Raw genomic sequence first — 15,810 nt, 5'->3', positions numbered from 1 at the left:
CCGAGCGTTGCGCCGTCCGCTTCGACCTCTCCGACATCGCACGTTCTTCCTTGCTACAACACCAGCCATGACGTTACTGACACCCGAATTCCTTGCCGTCCTGCGCCGGCCCATACTCGACGAAGCCGATCTCTTCACGATGGACGATTTCTTCGCGCTGCCCGAAGTCGACGAATTGCGTGAGCAGGCACAGGATCCTGCCCGCGCCGACGCGATCCTGCACGCGTGCGCAGCCGAACTGCCGACGCTGCACCCGAATCGCGCGGCATTGCTCGCGCTGTTGGGTGGCGCGATCGTCGAGCGCGGGGCCGATCCGCGCATCCTGTTTCCGGCCGCGCAGGCGAGGTTGGCGGCGTGGCTGCCCGAACTCGCGCCGTTTTGCGCGACGGAAGTCGAGGAGGGCGACGATGAAGCCACCGATGACGAACGGCGCGACTGGCAAGTGGCGCGTCAACGGCTCGATGCACTGAGCGCGCAGCAGAGTCGGGAAGTCGATGCGCTGCGGGACGCGGTCGATACGCTCGTCCTGCCGCTGATGGCGATGCTGATGCGCGATTGCGACAATCACCGCGATCTCGTCGCCGATACCGCGTTGCAGTCGTTGCTTGACCGGATGGCCGACAACGGCAGTTTGCCGTTCGACCAGTTGTACTTTCTGTGCCTCGCGTCGGCGATGAGCAACGAACCGGAGTGCGTCGTCGTGCTGCCGGCTTCCGGCACCGGCTTCGTGGCCAGCGTGCATGCGGTCAACAACACGTTCCACGCGTTCACGCTGTTGCAGCGCCTGATCGGCGAACACGCGCAGACGCTGCGCGTCGGCAAGCCGATCGCGCTGAGGAGGGGTGACGAAGATCAGGACACTTCCGAGTTTCACTGGCTGCAGGCGCATGCGTACTCGAACGGCGTACTCGTCAATAACCTGGCGCTCGCCTGGGGGGAAGCGCCGCTACGCAGCCACCGCAAGCACGGCAAATGCGTGCTGATCGCACTGGAGACGGAAGAGGGTATCCAGCGAAGCTGGAACGGCTTCAATGCCGTGTTCCATCCGGCGCAGGATCCGTCCGTGACGCTGGTGCGGTTCCTGACGCCGGACGAGGTCGCCGATTATCTGGCTTGACGCGTCGGCATCATCCGAATTCGGACGGTCGAGCGGGCGGGCACCGCGGCGCGTCCGGCCCCGCCCGGCCCCATTGGGCCAGACGAGGCTGGAGAAAGGCGAGCCACTGCCCGCCATCGTCGCGCGCAACACCACGAAAGCCCGCCAAATCCTGCCGACAGTCGGTCGACGGCGACGGCATGCCGTCCAACGAGCGCCTCGTGCCTGATTTATTGTCATTGCTCGTCGGAATGCCGCCGCCAGCCCGGCCATATCGTTGTTGTCGGCGTCGATGCGCCGTCGTCGTGCGGGGCGTAGGCAAGGGTAGCGTTGCTGGTCAAGGGTGTCGGGGCACTCACTGGCGGCGAACCGTGCCCGGCCTCCTTGATTGGCGTGCATCTTAAATGAGCGTGCGCAGCGAAAACTGACAAGTTCTGACATCCGGAGCGCGGACGTCAACGGCGTGCCGGCGGGCGTCGCATGTTCGGTTATAGTGTCGCCCGATTGCAGACACCAGTACGAATCGCGCGATGCTCCGGCTCATCTTCCTCATCCTGATTACCTGGGCCTCCGGGGCCTTCGCGGCAACGCCGATTACGTTGCCGGACGGAGGGCAGGTCGGCATCCGGAACGGCTGGGATCTGTTGCGCGATCCGGCTAACACGCTCACGGTCGAGCGCATGTCCCAGCCCGAGATCGCGCGCGCATTCGTCGGCCAGACGTCGGAGCCCGCGCTCGGCTATGTCAACGGCGCGGTGTGGCTGCGCGTGACCGTGATGCGCCCGGCGAGCGCACCGCCGATGTGGCTGCTGGAATTGCGGTCGTCGCTGCTGAACGACGTCACGCTGTACATGCCCAAGCCGGGCGGCGGATACCAGCGCCACGTCGCAGGCGATCGCAAGCCGGTGGAACAACGCGACATTGCGTACCGCAACCCCGTATTTCGCCTGGACCTTCCGGCGGACCAGCCGGTCACGCTCTATCTCCGAATCCACAGCACCAGCACCATGAGTTTCTCGATGGCGCTGTGGTCGCCAGACGCGTTCATCTCCGCGACGAGCAAGGAGTCGTTGCTGTTCGGGCTGCTGGACGCCGCGCATCTCGTGCTGTTCGTCTCGAGCCTGTGGCTGTTCCGGGTGACGCGCGATGTATCGTTTGGGCTCTACGCGCTGAGCGTCGTCGTGAACCTGCTCACCGCGCTCGGCGCCGAAGGCTACATCTATCAGTACCTGCTGCCGGGCTTTCCGGCCGCGAGCAATGCGGTCTACCTGATCAGCTGGCTGCTCAGCACGCCGGTCGGCACGCTGTTCACGATGCACTACCTCGGCCTGTTCAACGGGCGCTGGCGGCGCCCGACGATCGCTTTTGCCGCACTGACGATCGTCGTGGCGCTGGCTGTCGCGCCGCTGATGCTGATCATCAATGTCTGGTGGGTGCGACCGCTCTACCTGTTCTGGCAGATGGCGGTCATTCTCGTCACGATGGGCGTTGCGCTCTGGCTCACCGCCCGCGGATACCGGCACGCACGCATCGTCGTGCTCGTGCTGTTGCTGTTGCTCGCCGGCAGCGCATTGCGTGTTGCGCGCAACGTCGGCTGGATCCCGCCGGGGCTGCTCGCCGACAACGCCGGATACCTGGGGATGCTCGCGTTCATGCTCGTCATGAATTCGGCGATCAGCTCGCGCTACAACGCGATGCGCAATGCGATGGAAGCGGCGCAGGCCGATGCATTGCGTGTCGCGCGCCAGGCCGAGCGCGATCTCGAAGCCAAGGTCGCGCTGCGCACCCAGGCGCTGAGGGAGGCAATGGAGCAGGTGGAAGCGTCGCTCGCGCTGGAAAAGCGTGCGCAAGACGAGCAGCGCCAGCTTCTGGCAACCGTGTCGCATGAGCTGCGGACGCCGCTGGCCGTCATCGACGCCACTGCCCAGAATCTCGACCTCGACGACTCCCGCGCCGATCCGTTGACGTCGTCGCGCTACCAGAAGATCCTGCGCGCGACGCAGCGTTTGACGGTGCTGATCAATGACTCGCTGCACGAGGACGGGTTCGAGCTGCTGCGACGCGGAACCCGCATCGGCGACACCCGGCTGGCGGCGCTGCTCGACGATGCGGCCACGGCTGCCGGCGCGCTGTCCGACGGCCACCGCCTCGAAATCGACGCGAAACACCTGCCGGAGATCTTCGTGTGCGACGGCAGCCTCACGCGTCTCGTGCTGCGCACGCTCGCCGACAACGCCGTCAAATACACACCTGGCGGCACCCGGATCGTGTTGCGCGGGCGGCGTGTGCCGGGCGGTGTCGAGCTGGAAGTCGAGGACGACGGCCCCGGCATCGCGCCGGCGGATCTGCCGTATGTATTCGAGCGGTTCTATCGCGGCCGCAACGTGGGCCGCAAGCCGGGTACCGGCCTCGGCCTCCCGCTGGCGCGCCGCATGGTCGAGATGCAGGGCGGTACGTTGAATCTGGTCAGCGAGGCGGGGTACGGGTGCCGGGCGACGGTCTTTTTGCCCACGAACGCGGACAGGGCGCCCGTAGCCGTTCAGGCGAGCATCAGTGGCGCGGCGAACGTGTAGCCGGTGCGATGGACGGTCTTCAGCGGGAGTTCGGAGCCCGTCTCGCTTCGCCAGCGCTGCCGCAGGCGGCTGACCATCGTTTCCAGCCTGCGCTCGTCGTAGTCGACCCAGTCGAAACCGAAATCCTCCGCGATCTGTCGCCGGCTGACGGCCTTGGACGGATGCCGCGCCAGCAGCGCGAGCAGGGCGATCTCGCTCGCCGACAGATCGAGCCGGCCGCCGCCCGGCGCAGACAGTGCGCGGGCCTGACAGTCGAGCCGCCAGTCGTTCGCCACCCGGCGGCCGAGTGCCTGGAGAATGGCGTCGAGTTCGAGCAGTTTCACCGGTTTGACCAGATAGTGATCGGCGCCGCCGATCAGGCCGTCGATCTTGTCCTGCGTGTCTCCGCGTGCGGTCAGCATGACGATGCCGCAATCGCGATGCCGGGCTCTGAGCCACACGGCCGCGTCGAAACCGCTCCCGTCGGGCAGCATCACGTCGATGATCGCAAATGCGAGATCCGACGCCCGCTCCTGGAACTCCGCGATCGTGCCGGCCTGATCGACCGTCCAGCCGCGTTTTTCCAGAAACGCGGCGATTTCCTCGCGCAACTCGACTTCATCGTCGAGCAACAGCACTTTGGCCATACTGCTACCTTGGATCCGCGTTGTGTGGTTGCGGGGTCTGCCTTTTGTTTCCGCCGAGATCGGCGGCAATGCCGCGCTGGGTAGCGCGATGCCGCCGTCATCGGCCCCGGATTCGCCTGCGCCTGGCAAGCGCGGGGATTTTAGCCGACCGGGGCCGCTGTGATCGTGGTTAGGGGCAATCTTGCCCGGCGTTTTATTGCGAAACACGCTGTACTTGGCGCTGTAGAGCGCCACCAGGTTTGTCGTGGCAGTCCCAGGGCTTCTTGCAGGTCAGCGTCGGGCCGAAATCGGCGTAGCGATCCCGGATGATCGTCAGGGCCCGCTGGGCCAACTCCGCATCCAGCCGCCGGTTGCCGGGACCGCCACGCTTGCGCGAGGTCAGGCCCACCGCGCCAGACTCCCGGTATCGAATCACCAGCCGTTCGATCTGCCGGACCGTCAGGCCCAGGCGTTCGGCCGCGCGGCCAGGCTTCACGCCCAAATCCACTACGGCCTGGATTACCTTCAGACGGTCGAGTTCTCTCATGTTCAATGTCACCAGTGCTGTTCGGTGCATCGCCGGCTCCATGATCTGACGTGGAGCCGGCAAGCTTACCGAGGTCCAAACGCGACATTTCTAAATGGCTAGAACACGACATTTCTAAAAAGCTACTACAACCAAATCAAGCGATAATTCACGTTATGTAAAATATGAACCGCACCGAGCGGACGGCAAACGACGGTCTTCTCCAAAGCGCTGACTGAGTCCCGTCATCAGCAACCCGCACTCGTCCATTTAAGTGCGTTACTTAGCCAGTGGCGCCGCGTTGTCGTTTCGTGGGTGATCAGGTTTTCCACCTCTACGACAACATCAGCGCGACGTCTGCCGAATTCGCCAAAGCGCGCTGGCCGGAAAGTCCATCGCAAATTGGTATCCGTCGCGTCATAGATGACGGTCACTTGATCCCGGAATACGATATCTCGTAGATAGGGACGACAACCAGGCTCGCATGGGTCGAGTGTGCCTACCATTCTGATGGTGTCTCCTTCCTGCACCGCCATTCTGATGTCGTGCAGTTCCAGGTAGCCCGGCTCCGTGTGTGAGCGTAGCCCCCACGGGCCGGCTTGTTCCCGGGTAAGCCCACCGCTCTGGACTTGCCACATATGCGAAGTAAGCACCCTGTCACCACGTTCGATCCACGCCTGCAGCACATGCGGAGTCAGTCCCAGCGGGTCCGCCCAGTTTAGAGGGTTAGGTGCATACGCAAACACATTGATCCCTCCGGCAAGCCCGATTGGATCCGGTGTGATGAAGCAGCCCATCACGGGATCAAAATAGCGGAACCTGTTGTAGTGAAGCCCCGTTTCCGTATCGCGATACTGTCCCTGGAAACGAAGTGGCTGATCGAACCCGACTGGAATTCCGTTGCCGGTGCTCTCCTCTACCGAAAGATGGCTCATTTCCCAGACGACCTTTCCGACATTATTGACGACTCTTGTTGGTGCTCCATTGGGATCGGTCGAAAAGAAATGCAATTCAGCGGGAGTCTGCTCGACGACGGGCACTGGATCGAGCGGTAGGTGTTTCGTCGTCGCGGCAATGCCGAGACGAATTCCCGCCAGCGGCTGAGCCGTTCCTGGATAGTAGATCCACTCCTTTGCTTCGCATGGCTGCGGAACCGACATGATCTGTGACACGGATTCGTTGGTTTCCTGAACGCTTGTCGAGACCTCGGCTACGAGCACGTCGCCCTCCCAGAAGAAATAACTGGTACGTGACAACGTCGAGCAAGGAGAGGTGGAGCCTAGGCGTGCGCCAGGTACGTGCTGTACCCAGGTGTCCTTCTTCACGCGACGATGAAACGCGTCATATACGTAGCATGTGCGAATGCTCGACGCGCCATTGATCGAGTTCGCCACTAACGTCTCGATCAACAGTCCGTCGTTGCTCCACCGTAGCCTTAGATCCTGTTGCGGATCCCGTCTCAGCAATAGACGCCCGGCCATGTCGAATGCGTAGTAACAGTCGTCGAGTCTGCCTTCCCGAATCCATGTGTCGTCCGGTGATTCGTGGTCGAACACATCGATCCGTTTTTCCTTGAGGATGCGCGTTTTCAATCGGTCGCCGGTCGGATCGGACAGGAATCGATGCAACTTGCCGGTTGGATCGAGATGTCCGGTCAACCTGCCCACCGGATCGTATTGATAGCGCTCAACGCCAAGTCGCGAGTCACGCTTCTCGATCAGTTGGCCATTGGCGTCATAAAGATATTCACTCGCGAACAACGCACCCGTGTCGTTCAGCAGTTTTTGTTTGGCGAGCCGCCCGTCCGACGTATACGACAACTCGTGTCGCAACTCGGCGGCAAGATGTTCGACCTGAATCCGCCCATGTGCGTCACGTGTGAGCGTCATCGGCGCGGCGTCGTCAATCTGGATCGCACTGACTGCGCCAAGAGCGTCATAGGCAAAGCGGACGGTATGCGCGATCGTTGCTGCATCCCCCTGGAAACGGCTTCGACGTTCGATACGATTGCCTACCCCGTCATAGGTATTCGCAATCACGAAGCAGTCGCCCTGCTTTTCCTCGACGATACGGCCCACGGCGTCGTATCGAAACTCGATCCGCATATCCGGATTTTCCGCGACGATCAGGTTACCGGCATCATCATACGAATATTTCTCGGTATGGATTCCATCGGGGCGCCTTGGATCCAGCACGTGCTTCTTCGAGATGCGACCAAGCGCGTCCGTTTCGTAATCGATGGTCTGTCCCAGCGGATCGGTGCTGTGTCGTAACTCATCGATCACTCCGTATTCGTAGCGGTGCGATTGTCCCCAGTAATCGATTTCCTCGATAATTCTCCCCAGCGCATCACGCACGAGTCGATACAGTTTGCCGCACTCGTCGAGCACACCAACGAGTTGCCCTTCGGTGTCGTAGCGATATTCAACCACGGCTCCGTCCGGTGTCAGCCGTTTGCTGATTCGCCCCAGCGCCGAATATTCAAGTCGTGTGACGAAGCTGTTCGCGTCGAGGCAGCGTGTCAAATTGCCATTGGCATCGTAGGTGCAAAAGATCTCCCGCCCGGTCGGCTCGATCACTCGAGTCAGGTTGCCGTTTCGATCGTATTCGTAGCGACTCCGATCGCCCAATGCACTGATGATCTGCGTGACATTGGATCGTGCATCGTGCGTGTACAGGGTCTGGTGACCAAGCGCATCGGTTACGGTTTCAGTATTGCCGTCGCGATCGTAGCTGAAGCGCGTCACCGCGCCGTCGGATGCCGTACGCGCCACGAGCTGACCATGCTGATCGTACTCGTAATGCATGCTGGCTTGAGAAGGCGTCGTTTGCCGCCGCAGGTTGCCGCGTTCATCCCACGCGTAGCGCCATGTTCGCCCGCCGGATGCCGTCACGCACAGCGGCTGACAGTCGGAGTCGTACTCGACACGCACGACGCTCTTGTCCGGCAACGTCTTGGCAAGCAGATTGCCGCGCGCGTCGTACTCCCAGACAGTACGGCCCCCGGCGGGGTTGGTTTCCGAGCTGGTGCGTCCATGCACGTCGTATTGGTAGCTCGACACACGGCCAAGGGGATCGACTCGAGAGACCGGCATGCGGCGTTCGTTCGTCTGCAGGATCGTCGTGTGTCCCAGAGAATTGGTCATCCGGGTTTCGCGATGCACGAGATCGTAGACGAAGTGGTAATCGAAGAGGCCCTCGTCTCCCCATGCATGCTCGACTCGCCATGACTCATCGTCATGCCATCGATGGCTATAGTGAAAGGACATCCCACTGGCGTTCGTGTGCCGTATCATCCGATGCCCGTCGGCATAGGCGAATCGATGCGGCTGGTTCATGGCATCGATCGCGGCTGTCAGGTTCCCGTCGTCGTCGTGCTCATAGCTGACGAGCCGATGAACGTGGCCGTCGGCATCGACCAGCGTCAGCGCGGCAAGCAGGTCCGGACCGCGGACCTGGCCGCCCGCCTCGGCCTCACACTCGATCACGCGCCCGCTTGCTTCTTCGCCCTTCCACTCGGTCAGCCGCGCCAGGGTGCCGTCCGATCTGCGCTCGAATACCCATGCATTGCCGTTGAGATCGGTCATCCGGTCGACCGGCAGCGCGAACGAAGCACCTTCCGCGAGTGTCGCCATTCCATGTTGCCAGTGTGCCGGCAACGTGAATTCATACTCGACGCCAATGCGCGTGCGAAGTACCAGCAGGCGGCTTCTGCGATAGAGCACATGACCATTTCGCCCGTCGTACACCCGAGCGGGCCAGCCTGCATCAGCGGGCACGACCTCAAAGGCCGTCGCTTGATCGGGGAAATAGGCCGCTACCCCCACCGTGCCGGCGTGCTGCATCAACTCGACCCGGATATCGGCAGGGGTTTGCCAGCCCCAGCCCACCGTACCGCACCGCCTATCGTGACTGGAGTAATGGCGGTCCCAGACGAGCGGCAGGCGTCCCGCAATAGTGAAATCGAGCTGCTGCATGACGACCTCTCCAGTGGTCAGGTCCACCGGATCGGCGCCCAGCACCTTGCATCGCAAGAACCCCGGCTTCAAATGCAGCTTGTCCGCCAGCGCCCTCGCCCATTCCGATCCGCGAAACGCTTTGAACAATCCCTTCGCCAGCGCCACCATGTTGACGATGGGCGGCCCGCCCACCAGCACGGGGCGTCCGGTCGGAATCGGCAGCATGAACGACGTCGGCAGAGACAGATGCTCGCGCTTCGTATGCGCGCCGTTGTGCGTCGGCGGCTCCAGCCCGACCGCCCAGCAACTCATCGCCGGCAGCGCCAGGAACGCCAGCGGGTCGTTGTTCGCGAGCACGGTCTTGCTGCCCATGTAAGCTTCCGCGTCGTTCGACGGGTCCGGATCGGGTGGCGCGAACGATTCGCCGAGCGGAAAATGCAGCGCTGGCGCATGGAATGCATGCGTACCCGCGGTCGCCCGCAGCATCCCGTTTACGAAGATCGGCCGACCCGCGATGCTGCCCATCCCGACGCCCGCCCCCACCGCGTTTGCGATATCGCCCGCAGTCTTTGCTCCCTTCAACGCTTGGGCAACAGTGGGATCCTTCGCCAGTTTCTGAAGCTCGCCGGAAACGGCATGGGCTGTGTCCTCGAGCTTCTTCGCGTCGTCCGGATGGTCTTCAAGATATTCAACCGCCTTTTCCTCGATGATCGTGAAGGCGATCGCACCAATGACGCCCAATGCAGCGTTCACATATTCGCGCAGGTCAAGCATGAACCCGACATGGGGATGCGGCAGGAATACCGGTGTCGGACTCGGCGCCACCAATACCGAATGCAGGTCGACACCGACGACCGGATCGAGATGTTTGACCGCGGGCAATCCCATGGGCGTCTCCGTTCAGCGGCCGCCGCGCAAGGCGGCGACTTTCTCGCGGAGTTCGGCGCGACGCCGGTCGAACGCCCCGACCTGCGACACCATCCACTCGACGACGAGCTGCAGGTTGCTGTTCAGGCGTGTCGCGTCGTCCAGCGTCAAGCCCGCATCAAGTGCATTGAAGCCGGCTTCCAGCGCGTGCTCGCGCTCCCCTGCCCGCTCCCAGCATACGGCGCTCATGCGCCACGCTTCGACGGTCATCAACGCATCCTGCGCGGCGGCCGTCGACGCGGCCGCCCGCTCGTAGCAGTAAGCGGCGCGCGCATGATCCTTCACCATCAGATGCACGCTCGCCTCGCCGAACAATCCGTTGGCGACGAGCTTCCAGCCGGCCGGATGTCCGGCGTTCACCGCATGCGTGCCGCTTTCTGCTGCTTGCCGATACGCATCGACGGCACGCTCGCGATCGCACCATTTCAGATACGCGGCACCGGCAATCAGATGCACGACGACGCACTGGTCGAACCACTTCTCACGCTCGGCCACCTTCAGCGCCGCCGCGCGGAGTTCCTCCAGGCGGGTGGGATTGCCGTCTTTGACCGTCTCGCTCATCGTGATGAACAGTCGCCGGAATTCGCCGCTCGATCCGCGTTCGCCCGATTCCGCGAGCAGTTCGCGCGGCACGCTCGCCATCGAATACCGGCCATGGACGATGCTGACGAGCTTCGGGTGACGCTGAACCAGTGGTGCGACCTGTCCAATATCCGTGCGCGGCACGACGAAGCGCACGCGTTCACCGAGCCGCGGGGTCGCAGCGAGGGTCGACAGCAGGCCATCCATCCACCGCATCCATGCGGGTTCGTCATCCGTCCGGGACGGCGCAAGCACGAATACCAGCGCAGGAAACACCTCCGGATGATGTTCGATCAGGCTGGCGGCCACGGTAAGCAGGTAATGCACCGGATCGGCACCGTCGAAAAACGGCGGCTGCCAGTCGGCCCGGATCCCCGCTGCGTCGGAAGCATCCCGGCGGCTATCGTAGAAGGTGATCAGCTCGTCGGCCAGCGCCTGTGCATACTGCGCTTCGGCCACGAACGCCGTGCGCATGGTTCGAACCGCACACGACGTGTCTTCCTGCGCCTGAAAATACAACCGCACAAGCGGTGAATCCGTTTCGTTCGTGTGCCACACCATCAACCGCGCGGCTTTGTCTTTCGCGAAACGCATCCAGTCCGTATGCGCATCCATGAACCTGCGCTCTACCGGATTGGTCGGCTGCCAGTTCTGCTGCATTCGTGTGGACCTCCGTCACGGGTTCAGTTTCAGGACGGTGCCTTCGACCGTGTGCTCGCCCGTGGCCGACGACGTCACCGTCGTTCCGCGCACGCTGTGGCTTTCGGAGCCGGTCGATGCAACCTTGACGCCCTGGATCGTGATCGTGCCGTCGCGCTTCATCACGATGCTGGACATCCCGCAGACGAGCGAAAGCTGGTCGCCGGCGTTGACGGTCACCTGATGCTGCACGTTCGTGGTATGGCTCGCACCGACGTTGACGGTGTGTTCGCCGCCGACCGTGTGCGTATGGGCGTTCGAGATCGTCGACGTTCGCGTGCCGATTTCCTCGGTATGCGTGGACGCGACCTGCGTCTTCATGTCCTGAGACGTCGTGTGATAAAGCTGCGCGACGCTCAACGTCTTGCCCTCGCCGATCGTTTCGGTCTTGGCTTTGGCGACCGTCTCGGTATGCACGCCACCGATGGTCGCGTCGCGATTCGCGGCGATCGTCACCGTTTCGTTCTGCCCGACCGTCCTCGTCCGGTTGCCGACAACGCCATGCGTCTCATTCGCCCCGATCTGCGCGACCCGGTTCTGCCCGATATTCACCGTCTCGTTTTGCCCGACACTCCGTTGCCGGTTGTTCTTCACCTGCATCGTTTCGTCGTTCCCGACCGTATGCGTATGGTTGTTCCCGACGGACAGCGAATGATCGAGCTCCGTCTCCGCATCGAAATTTCGCTCGGCATGCATCCACAGTTGCTCGGCGCCCTTCTTGTCCTCGAACCGGAATGCATTGGCGTGGTCGGTCGTTCCACCCGGCGACGACCGCGACAACAGCCCGCTCTGCGTCGCACTTCCGGGCAACCCCCACGGCGGCATCTTCTCGCCGTTGAAAACCCGCCCGGTGACGATCGGCTCATCGGGATCGCCATTGAGAAAATCGACCACCACCTCATCGCCCACCCGCGGAATCTGCACACCCCCGAACCCACCTCCGGCCCACGGACTCGACACCCGCACCCAGCACGACGAATCCTGGTTGCTTTGCCCGTACCGGTCCCAGCGGAACTGCAGCTTCACGCGCCCATACTGGTCGGTCCAGATTTCCTCTCCCGGCGGCCCGACGACGGTGGCCGTCTGCGGCCCGTTGGTGCGTGGCCGCGGCGTCTCGCGCGGCGACCGGTAAGGCAGGCTCGTCGGCTGCACGAGCATCATCGTCTGATGGACGACAGCCTCCGCGCCTTGGTCGCTCGCATACGCGTTCTCCTGAAACCGGTACTGGCACCGCACGATCAGGTACTCGCGGTTCTGGTCCGCACGCGGGCAATGTTCGAGCGTGAACAGATAACCGGGCGCGACACCCCGCACATCGGTATCGGCGTTCGCCCGCTCATGTTCCGCCTGCTGTTCCTCGAGCCGCACGCGGCTGTAATGCGCTCCGGGCGCATCGTCGCGATATCCCCCCGGCCACTCGAACGAAGCAAAACTGTCGTGATCGTGCCCACGCGGATCGACCTTCTGCGACGAAAGATCGGCGCGCGGCTTCGTATAGTCGTAGTCGGTGGTCTGGTGCCGGCCGACGCTCACCGCCTGCGCCGGCAGCCAGCCGTCGATGTGCTCCTCGTCGGCGATCGCGGTGCGGTCGCGCGCGATGTACGGAATCGTCTCGTAGCCGGGCAGCACGGTATGCGACGACATCGCGTCGCCGAGCATCAGCGTATGCGTGTCCGCCGCATGCCGGAACCAGAAGTAGATCCCCTCGAACTCCATCAGCCGCGACACGAACGCGGCATCGGTCTCGTTGTACTGCACGCAATAGTCGCGCGGCACATACGATTCGGCGAGGTGGTTCTCGATCGGAAAACCGTACGTCGACAGCACCTCCTGCACGATCTCGGGCACGGTCTTGTTCTGGAAGATCCGGCAATCGGAGCGGCGCGTCGCGAGCCACAGCCACGGGCGCACGATCAGTTCGTAGCCGTAGTAGCGCTCGGCGCGCCGGCCGGACAGCGATGCGCGCGCAACGATCCCGTTCAGGTAGCGGGTCGACAGGTCCTGCTGTTCGATCCGCACCGTCACGGGCTTGCCGAGCAGGTCCTTCAGCGACAGGCTGTGACTGTCGGCGAGCGCCTCGATCCGGTATTCGAACAGGCGGCCGAGTTCATCGCTGCCGTCGAGCGTATGGAACTTGAGGCCGTCGCCGTGCGGGGTGTCGAGTGTGAATACGCGATTCAAGTCGTTTCCTCCTCGTCGAACCGGTACGTGAATTCGCCGTCGGCAGCGCTCAGCTCGATCGACGACAGCGTGCGGCCCTCGAGCGTGGCCTGCAGGATCGCGCGGCCGATGCGCGGCATCACGGTGTGCGTGAGGATCGCGTCGACCATCCGGCCGCCGGATTCGATCGTCCGGCAACGCTCGACGACCAGCGCGTTCGCCGCATCGGTGCAGCGCAGCCGGATGCCGTGGTGCGCGTCGATCCGCTGCGCGATCCGCCGCAATTGCAAGGCGACGATCCGCGCGAGCGTCGCGTCGGTGAGCGGGTAGTACGGCACGACGGTCAACCGCCCGAGCAGCGCGGCGGGAAAGACGTCGAGCAGCGGCGCGCGCAGCGCATCGGCGAGCGTCTGCACGTCGGGCAGGCGCTCGGGGTCGCGGCACAGCTGCATCACGCGATCGGCGCCGACGTTCGAGGTCAGCAGGATCACCGTGTGGCGGAAATCGATGTCGCGCCCCTCGCCGTCCTCCATCCAGCCCTTGTCGAATACCTGGAAGAAAATCTCGTGCACGTCGCGGTGCGCCTTCTCGATCTCGTCGAGCAGCACGACGCTGTACGGGCGGCGGCGTACGGATTCGGTGAGCACGCCGCCCTGCCCGTAGCCGACGTAGCCGGGCGGTGCGCCCTTCAGCGTCGACACCGTATGCGCCTCCTGGAATTCGCTCATGTTGATGGTGATCGCGTTGTGTTCGCCGCCGTACAGCGTGTCGGCCAGCGCGAGCGCGGTCTCGGTCTTGCCGACGCCGGACGGTCCGCACAGCAGGAACACGCCATGCGGTTTCTTCGGATCGTCGAGCTTGGCGCGCGCGGTCTGGATGCGCTCGGCAATCAGTTCGACCGCGTGCTGTTGGCCGACGACGCGCTCGCCGAGCGTATCGGCGAGCTTCAGCACGGCCTGCGTTTCGTCGCGCACCATGCGGCCGAGCGGAATGCCGGTCCAGTCGGCCACGACGGCGGCCACCGCGTGTGGGTCGACGGCGGGCAGCACGAGCGGCGCATCGCCCTGCAGGTCGGCCAGCGCCTGCTGCGCGGCCGAGAGACGGGTTTGTGCCGTAGCGCGTGCATCCGCATCGAGTGCGTGGGGCGGATCGTCGTCGAGCAGCAACGCACGGGCATCGACGATCGCGGTCAAGGCGTCGCGTTCGGTTTGCCAGCGGGTGTCGAGCCGGTCGAGTTCGGTCCGGGCGACGGCAATGTCGTGCTCGATCGCATCGCGCCGCGCGGTATCGCCGGTGCCGAGAGCGCATTCGCGTCCGATCCGCTCCTGTTCGACGCGCAGGCTGTCGATGCGGCGCCGCGCGTCTTCGATCGGCGCGGGTACCGCGTGCTGGCTGACGGCGACGCGCGCGCAGGCCGTATCGAGCAGGCTGATCGCCTTGTCCGGCAACTGGCGAGCGGGAATGTAACGGTGCGACAGCGCGACGGCGGCCTCCAGCGCGTCGTCGAGCACGAGCACGCGGTGATGGGCCTCGAGCTTCCCGGCGAGGCCGCGCAGCATCGCCAGCGCGGCCGCTTCCTCCGGTTCATGGACGTGCACGAGCTGGAAGCGTCGCGTCAGCGCCGGGTCCTTCTCGATGTACTGCTTGTACTCGGACCACGTGGTCGCGCCGATCGTGCGCAGCAGGCCGCGGGCGAGCGCGGGCTTCAGCAGGTTCGCGGCGTCGCCGGTGCCGGCGGCCCCGCCCGCGCCGACGAGCGTGTGGACTTCGTCGATGAACAGGATCGCGGGCCGCTCGGACGACATCGCTTCGTCGATCACGCCGCGCAGCCGGCTCTCGAATTCCCCCTTCACGCTCGCGCCGGCCTGCAGCAGCCCGATGTCGAGCAGGTATAGCGCGACGTCCTGCAGCGACGGCGGCACGTCGCCGGCGGCAATCCGCAGCGCGAAGCCTTCGGCGACCGCCGTCTTGCCGACGCCGGCCTCGCCGACCAGCAGCGGGTTGTTCTGCCGGCGTCGCAGCAGGATGTCGACGATCTGGCGAATCTCCGGATCGCGCCCGATCACCGGATCGATCTCGCCGGCCCGTGCGCGGGCGGTCAGATCGACGGCGAAGCGCGCGAGCGCCGAGCCGTCGGCGGCGGCGGCGGTCGCGCCGCGCATCGTCATGTCGCCGCCCGGCGCCGTGTGCCCGGCCGGTGGCGCTTCGGGCGAGCCTTCGACGATCGACGCGAGTTCGTCGGCTAGCACGTCCGGCACGATGCGCTCGAATTCGCGCGTGATCGCCAGCAGCACGTTGCGCAACTGCGGTGTCTTCAGGATCGCGAGCAGCAGCACCGCGCCGCGAATGCGCGTCGCGTCGTACTTCAGCGTCGCGTAGACCCACGCGCGTTCGACCGCATCGTCGATGTGCACGGACAGATCCGACACCGAGCCCGCGCCGCGCGGCAGCTTGTCGAGCGCGGTAACGAGCCCGCGGTCGAGCGCGGCGTCGTCCACGCCGAAGTGGCGCAGCACGCGCGGCAGGTCGCCGTCGGGCCGCTGCAGCATCTGCTTGAACCAGTGCGCGAGCTCGACGTACGGATTGCCGCGCAGCCGGCAGAAGCCGGTCGCCTGCTCGAGCGTCTCGTAGAGGAACGGATTCAGCTTTCCGAACACGTTGGCGCGGCCGATATCGGACATGA

7 protein-coding genes and 1 pseudogene are annotated in these 15,810 nt (G+C 64.2%); 2 read left to right on the top strand and 6 right to left on the bottom strand.

The features are described from left to right. Nucleotides 1-67: 67 nt before the first annotated feature. Both CFB41_RS24755 and CFB41_RS24750 read left to right on the top strand, forming a co-directional pair. Nucleotides 68-1,117 (top strand): hypothetical protein, encoded by a 1,050-nt coding sequence (locus tag CFB41_RS24755; protein WP_256941164.1) that lies wholly within the window; start codon nt 68-70, stop codon nt 1,115-1,117. A 509-nt stretch (nt 1,118-1,626) separates the two neighbouring features. Further along, nucleotides 1,627-3,669, top strand: a complete 2,043-nt coding sequence (locus tag CFB41_RS24750; RefSeq protein WP_089458241.1) for a sensor histidine kinase — start codon at nt 1,627-1,629, stop codon at nt 3,667-3,669. Here CFB41_RS24750 and CFB41_RS24745 read toward each other — a convergent pair. From CFB41_RS24745 to tssH, 6 genes and pseudogenes are all read right to left on the bottom strand, one after another. Then, the gene (locus tag CFB41_RS24745) at nt 3,636-4,529 is read right to left on the bottom strand and encodes a response regulator transcription factor (RefSeq protein WP_256941163.1); all 894 of its coding nucleotides are present in this window, start codon (nt 4,527-4,529) and stop codon (nt 3,636-3,638) included. The two genes, CFB41_RS24750 and CFB41_RS24745, sit on opposite strands and share 34 nt — an antisense overlap. Before the next feature lie 10 nt (nt 4,530-4,539). Beyond that, nucleotides 4,540-4,851 (bottom strand): annotated as a pseudogene (locus CFB41_RS24740) (helix-turn-helix domain-containing protein); the annotation flags it as partial. A 197-nt stretch (nt 4,852-5,048) separates the two neighbouring features. Next, a complete protein-coding gene (locus CFB41_RS24735; protein WP_089458239.1) occupies nt 5,049-9,647 on the bottom strand; it encodes an RHS repeat-associated core domain-containing protein in 4,599 nt (1,532 codons plus the stop codon). A 12-nt stretch (nt 9,648-9,659) separates the two neighbouring features. Next, a complete protein-coding gene (locus tag CFB41_RS24730) occupies nt 9,660-10,928 on the bottom strand; it encodes a hypothetical protein (protein ID WP_089458238.1) in 1,269 nt (422 codons plus the stop codon). 15 nt (nt 10,929-10,943) lie between these two features. Further along, nucleotides 10,944-13,148 (bottom strand): type VI secretion system tip protein TssI/VgrG, encoded by a 2,205-nt coding sequence (gene tssI / locus CFB41_RS24725; protein ID WP_089458237.1) that lies wholly within the window; start codon nt 13,146-13,148, stop codon nt 10,944-10,946. Further along, entirely contained in the window at nt 13,145-15,808 is a 2,664-nt protein-coding gene (gene tssH / locus CFB41_RS24720) for a type VI secretion system ATPase TssH (protein ID WP_089458236.1), read from the bottom strand. The genes tssI and tssH overlap by 4 nt, the downstream gene beginning before the upstream one ends. Nucleotides 15,809-15,810: the final 2 nt, after the last annotated feature.

This window comes from Burkholderia sp. AU33803 (assembly GCF_002223095.1).
In the GTDB taxonomy this organism is placed as follows: domain Bacteria; phylum Pseudomonadota; class Gammaproteobacteria; order Burkholderiales; family Burkholderiaceae; genus Burkholderia.
The sequence above is the reverse complement of the archived record's forward strand: the minus strand, read 5'-3'. Positions and strand labels throughout refer to the sequence as shown.